This window comes from Telluria sp. ZT3P26, from assembly GCF_059686035.1.
This window is the reverse complement of the sequence record NZ_JCASII010000019.1, coordinates 1-5,167: the sequence shown is the minus strand read 5'-3', so window position 1 is coordinate 5,167 and position 5,167 is coordinate 1. Positions and strand designations below refer to the sequence as shown.

Genomic DNA, 5,167 nt, shown 5'->3' with positions numbered 1-5,167 from the left:
ACAATGTTGCCGACGAGAGAAGTGCCAAAGTACTCAAAATAGATGACTTTTGCACGTATCCCAAACAATTCAATCACTTAGTCGAAAATTACGTCACCTGATTTAGGTACGAGTACTTTAAACCCGTTCCTTGGCATGCCTAAACGGTGCTGGCTGGAAGTATGGGCGCACGCATTTACTAACTCGGCTGACAGTTGGGAAACCTGGTTCTCCGATCGATTTTCTCCGCCAGTGCGTCGTTACGATCGACGAGTGCGCTTTCCCATAGCACTGCAATCGACTCCTCAGCCGCCTCGCGGGCTAGCGTCCAGATTACTCCCATGAGCGGCCAGCCGACTGCTTAAGCTGATTGGTATGTCGGCGTGTTGGAGGTCGGCCCCGGCATTTTCACGTAGATCGCTTCAAAACCGCCTCGACGCTTCAGTGGGTACAAAAATGCCCCCCTTTCAAACCAGTTGATAGATCGAGTTTGTGGTTGGCATCTGCGGTGTTTGTCAACGTAGTTGTCGCGTCATCTCACGCAACTTGCAGTAATTCTTCTGGTCGAATCCGCTCCGGGTTTAACCGGACTTCGTCATCCAGATTCCAGTTCCTGATATCCCTCGACCAGCGCTGCGGGTTGCGGCTTTTGGCTTCTCGGTAAACCCGTTCGCGATGCTCCAGAATTGCGTCTGCCTGGCCGCCGTGGCGTTGTGCCGGTGTCACAAATTTCAGGCCGCTGTGCTTGTGATCCTGGTTATACCAACGCACAAATTTCTGCGTCCATGCTCTTGCATCCTCGAGCGTCGCAAACGGTTTGCTCGGGTAATCCGGTCGATACTTGCAGGTCCTGAATAACGATTCGGCTAACGCATTGTCGTTACTCACGCGAGGCCTGCTGAACGACGGTGCAACGCCGAGTTGCTCCAATGTGGCCAGCATCGTCGAGCCCTTCATCGCGCTGCCGTTGTCCGAATGAAGCACTAGCGGACGGCCCGCCAAGCCTTCAGAAAGGCTTGCCCGCCGCATCAGGCGTGCCGCAGATTCTGCTGACTCGGCTTCATGAACTTCGTGGCCAACGATCTTCCGGCTGTAGATGTCGAGCACCATGTACCAGTAGTGGTACTTACCCTTGATCGCGGCCGGCAGCCATGTAATGTCCCAACTCCAAACCTGATTTGGCGCCGCGGCGCAATGGCTTGTGACCACGCGTTCACTAGGCTTCTTTGCCTTGCCACGATGATGCTGTTGCGAGGCCGCCTTCAAGACTCGATAGAAGCTCGATTCCGATGCCACATACACGCCTCGATCGGCCAGTGTCGGCACAATCTGGCTCGGCGGCAGACTGGCGAATTCTTCGCTGTTTGCGATAGCCAGAATTTCGGTGCGCTCGTCTTCGTTGAGCTTATTGGCAGGCTCGGGCCTGGCACTGGACGGACGGCTAACGGTTCCCAGTTCACCGACCGTTTCGCAGCCAAGGATAAGAAGCCCAGCGGCAAGCATGCATTTGACGTCGCCTGTGCAGCTATGCCTGCGGAACACCGCCTGGCGCCGCCACGGCACCCGCAAACGAATGGCATGGTCGAACGATTCAACGGCCGCATCAACGAAATTCTGCAGCAGACCCGCTTCGACTGCAGGGCTGACCTGGAGACGACCTTGATGAACTATTTGAAACTGTACAACCATCACATTCCGCAGCGCGCTATCGACAGCAAAACCTCTATCCTGGCGCTCAAGGAATGGCAGAAAAAACGCCCGGAGCTATTCGTTAAAAGGGTTTATGACCAGGCGGGACTTGACAAGTAGCTAGCGAGCGTGATATCTCTTCCCGCTCAGCTAAGGTTAATGCCAGTCTTGATCCCTGTCTTTCTGCCGGTCGAATGTCACCAGACTCGGCAAGGATTCGCTGTACAGATGAATGATTTCGGTCGAATAACTGGGCAATTTTCTGGAGCGATTCCCCCTTTTTCCAGTGTTCCCACATCAACGCCTTCTGGGCTTCCGTATAATAAATCCTTGCTCTCTGCTTCATCCGTAACACTCCTTCTGCTTACCCAGAGTTTAGTGTGTTGCGTCGACTGGTTGAATCCAAGACCCATAGCAGCTGTTCGCTAGCTGTCCAGCTGTAACTGGGCGTAGGCTTCAGCTACGACACAACCATCGCCGCAAATCAGATCGCCGTCCTCATCCAGCACACGATAGCCATGTTGGACACTACCGATGCTTACTGCTCCATCGAGACCAAGTAGCAAGGTATAAAACGTGTCTGTTAGAGCCAGGTTCAGGACGTCGCGCAGTGCGATGGTCTGCTGTTCGGTGAGGTCCATCGATGAGATTTTTTGAGAGACTAAGGTTTTACTCCCAGTCCCCATAGCGCAAGCAAGTCATCCTTTTCCATCCGCCAATACGCCACAAACTCGGCTGGGCATCTTGAGTTCCCTCATAGGTCAATAAAGGATGGTATTTGTACGTCCGCACTTGGCCGAACTTGGCCGAACTCGGCCGTCGACGTCAGCTTAGCAGGTTGCCGGGCTGGGAAAATCACTGACTGTTTCTTAACCGAAACTGTTGACCCAAAGCAGCCGTTCGAGACTACCCCTAAATCCGGTTGGTGATTTAGACCTGTCAAATAGGATCATTTACTCACGATCAGTGAAGAGAGGGATCTGCTTACTTTGATAGCAAGAAAACTAGTTTTGGATGTTCACCAGCGTGACATGGTTAAAGCCGCCACAACAGAAATACCGAAAGGCAACGGTGTGCAGGTGTAAGAGCCGGTCGTGTAATCTTGTCTATATCTGCCAAACGCAATGTGGAGTCGATTCATGTCCAGAAGTATCCCCAAGAACATTACGCAAGAAGATCTGCGCATTCCCGTAGTCGAGGAGCAACTGACTGTCGGCACCCGTGTTGTTGAAACCGGGCGCGGCGTTCGTATCCACAAAACGATCTCGGAACAGCCAGTCGTCATCGATGAGCGCCTGGTGCGCGACGAGATGGAGATCGAGCGTGTGCCGGTGGACCGGATTGTTGCGCTTGAAGATAAACCTGCTACCCGCTACGAAGGCGACACGCTGGTAGTGCCGGTTTTTGAAGAAGTGCTGGTGGTCGAACGCCGCTTGCGCATCAAGGAAGAACTTCGCATTACCCGCATCCGGCATGAAGAACGCTACCAGGACACCGTCTCGCTCAAAGCCGAGCAAGTCGAGGTCGAGCGCTTCGACGATGCCGAAAAGCCGCTTACACCATGACATCACCCTAACGGAGGAATGAACATGCAACATACTCTTGTAGCTGTATTCGATAATCATGCCAGCGCCCAAAGCGCGCTGGACGAATTGCTGGCATCGGGTTTTTCGCGCCAGGATGTACGTCTGTCTGGCGGCGCAAATAGCGCCGGCACGACCGCCGGCACCGCGACGACGACCGACGCCGATGGTGATACCGGCATTGGCAATAGCATCAAGAATTTCTTCAGCGACCTGTTTGGCGATGACGACGATGCCAGTCGCGTCAATCGCTACGAAGGCGCCGTCTCAAGCGGAAAGCACGTTGTCACGCTGAGCGCGGATTCGTTGTCTGAAGTCGAGCGCGCCGCCGATATCGTCGAGCGCTTCGGCCCGGTGGATATCGACGAGCATTCGGACGGTGTTGGACACGCAGCATCGGCCGGCGCCATGATGGCGGGGAGCCAGAGTGGCATGCAGTCGTACTCGACCTCGGCTCAATGGGCTCAATCCAGCATGACCAACCAGAGCACATCTGCCGGCGCCTCGGTGCAACCCGATACCGGAAATCAGACCATCCAGGTCGTGCAAGAGGAATTGAAGGTCGGCAAGCGTGAAGTGCAGCGTGGCGGTGCGCGTATCTATTCGCGCGTGGTCGAGACGCCGGTCAATGAAAGTATCGGCCTGCGCGAAGAGCACGTCGATGTACAGCGCCGTGTGGTCGATCAACCCATCAGCCCGTCGGACGTGACTGCGTTCAAGGAACAAACCATTGAGATGCGTGAGACCGCCGAAGAAGCAGTGGTGCAGAAATCGGCCCGTATTGTCGAGGAAGTTACCATTGGCAAGCAAGTTAGCGAGCGTCAGGAACAGATCCACGACACCGTACGCCACACCGAGGTGGAAGTCGAACGCCTGGGCGGAGGGACCACCGACGATGACAGCTACTATCGCAGCCATTTCCAGAGCAATTACGCAGCGGGCGGTGAAGCATACGACGACTACTCGCCGGCCTATGCCTATGGTTCGCAGATGCGTGGTCAATACGCTGGTCGCCAATGGAACGATGTCGAAACCGACCTGCGCACCGATTGGGAAACGCGCAACCACGGGGGCGTTTCTACCTGGGAAAAAATGAAGGCAGCAGTTCGTCATGGCTGGGACCGCATGACGAACGATTCGGATGTACGTCGCTCTTAATGCGCTGACAGACATTCCGCTACAAATAAAAAACGGCGCAACAGCGCCGTTTTTTATTCGCCTTAAGACTGCCCGGGTTCAGGCAATCTTGCACGGAACCTTGATCAGCTCATCTTCGGCAAAAAGGGCACACATGCGGTGAAAGCCATCCGCAATAATCAAGCCTGAGCCATCGTTCTGTCGCACGATCAGGATGGGACCAAGCGCCTCACCATCGCGAATTTGCTGCTGATGGCGGGACCAGTCAAAGGCAGCGACTTCAGACATCGCCGTGCGGGAGGCGCGTAAAATATCTTTGGCCGGGTATTCTGACATCGGCGCGGCGCGCAATTTCTCCAACAGCTTGCGGCATTTACGTGGTTTGAACAACAAACTCAAATACTTTTCTGCCGAAACATAGTCGTTGTCGATAGGGCTGCTCAGCCAGTTAATTTTCGTTTTTTCCATGGTTTAGGTCGGTAATTGGCTTTGTTGAGCAAATCGGGCGAAGGCCGAGCTAACGCTATTTGTAGCTAGTTTTACAACACTAGAACCGTAACCGGCCTGCCCAGTCGAGTAAAGCGGTTGAGCACAGCGGCTCGCACTTGCAGCTCGGCGACTTGACGGTCGAAGTCACGTGCCATGACGCGTTCACCCAGCAACTTGAAGCAACGCATCTTGGTTTCTACAAGGCTGCGTCGATGATATCCACTCCACTTTTTCCAGATCGCTCGGCCCAGCCTGCGCGTTGCCTGCAGGATATCGTTACGCGCATCCGC

Annotated in this window: 4 protein-coding genes and 4 pseudogenes; 3 read left to right on the top strand and 5 right to left on the bottom strand. The window is 54.6% G+C overall.

Features of this window, described 5'->3' with window-relative positions:
• Nucleotides 1–516 precede the first annotated feature (516 nt).
• Nucleotides 517–1,404: pseudogene (locus AC56LN_RS23345) on the bottom strand (IS3 family transposase); the annotation flags it as partial.
• 12 nt (nt 1,405–1,416) lie between these two features.
• On the opposite strand from AC56LN_RS23345, the pseudogene AC56LN_RS23340 reads away from it, so the two are divergent.
• Nucleotides 1,417–1,788, top strand: a pseudogene (locus AC56LN_RS23340) (integrase core domain-containing protein); the annotation flags it as partial.
• A gap of 1 nt (nt 1,789) precedes the next feature.
• Here AC56LN_RS23340 and AC56LN_RS23335 read toward each other — a convergent pair.
• Nucleotides 1,790–2,014, bottom strand: a pseudogene (locus tag AC56LN_RS23335) (IS30 family transposase); the annotation flags it as partial.
• Between the two features lie 79 nt (nt 2,015–2,093).
• Nucleotides 2,094–2,309, bottom strand: a complete 216-nt coding sequence (locus AC56LN_RS23330; protein ID WP_499574942.1) for a hypothetical protein — start codon at nt 2,307–2,309, stop codon at nt 2,094–2,096.
• Between the two features lie 498 nt (nt 2,310–2,807).
• Between AC56LN_RS23330 and AC56LN_RS23325 the strand changes: the two genes are divergently transcribed.
• Complete coding sequence (locus AC56LN_RS23325) at nt 2,808–3,233, top strand: YsnF/AvaK domain-containing protein (RefSeq protein ID WP_499574941.1); 426 nt, start codon at nt 2,808–2,810, stop codon at nt 3,231–3,233.
• A 24-nt stretch (nt 3,234–3,257) separates the two neighbouring features.
• Nucleotides 3,258–4,409, top strand: coding sequence for a YsnF/AvaK domain-containing protein (locus AC56LN_RS23320; RefSeq protein WP_499574940.1), 1,152 nt, complete (start codon nt 3,258–3,260; stop codon nt 4,407–4,409).
• Between the two features lie 78 nt (nt 4,410–4,487).
• On the opposite strand, the gene AC56LN_RS23315 is transcribed toward AC56LN_RS23320, so the two are convergent.
• Together AC56LN_RS23315 and AC56LN_RS23310 are read right to left on the bottom strand one after the other, a co-directional pair.
• Nucleotides 4,488–4,856: a ParB N-terminal domain-containing protein gene (locus AC56LN_RS23315; protein ID WP_499574939.1), complete on the bottom strand. Its 369-nt coding sequence runs from the start codon at nt 4,854–4,856 to the stop codon at nt 4,488–4,490.
• 71 nt (nt 4,857–4,927) lie between these two features.
• Nucleotides 4,928–5,167 (bottom strand): annotated as a pseudogene (locus tag AC56LN_RS23310) (IS5/IS1182 family transposase); the annotation flags it as partial.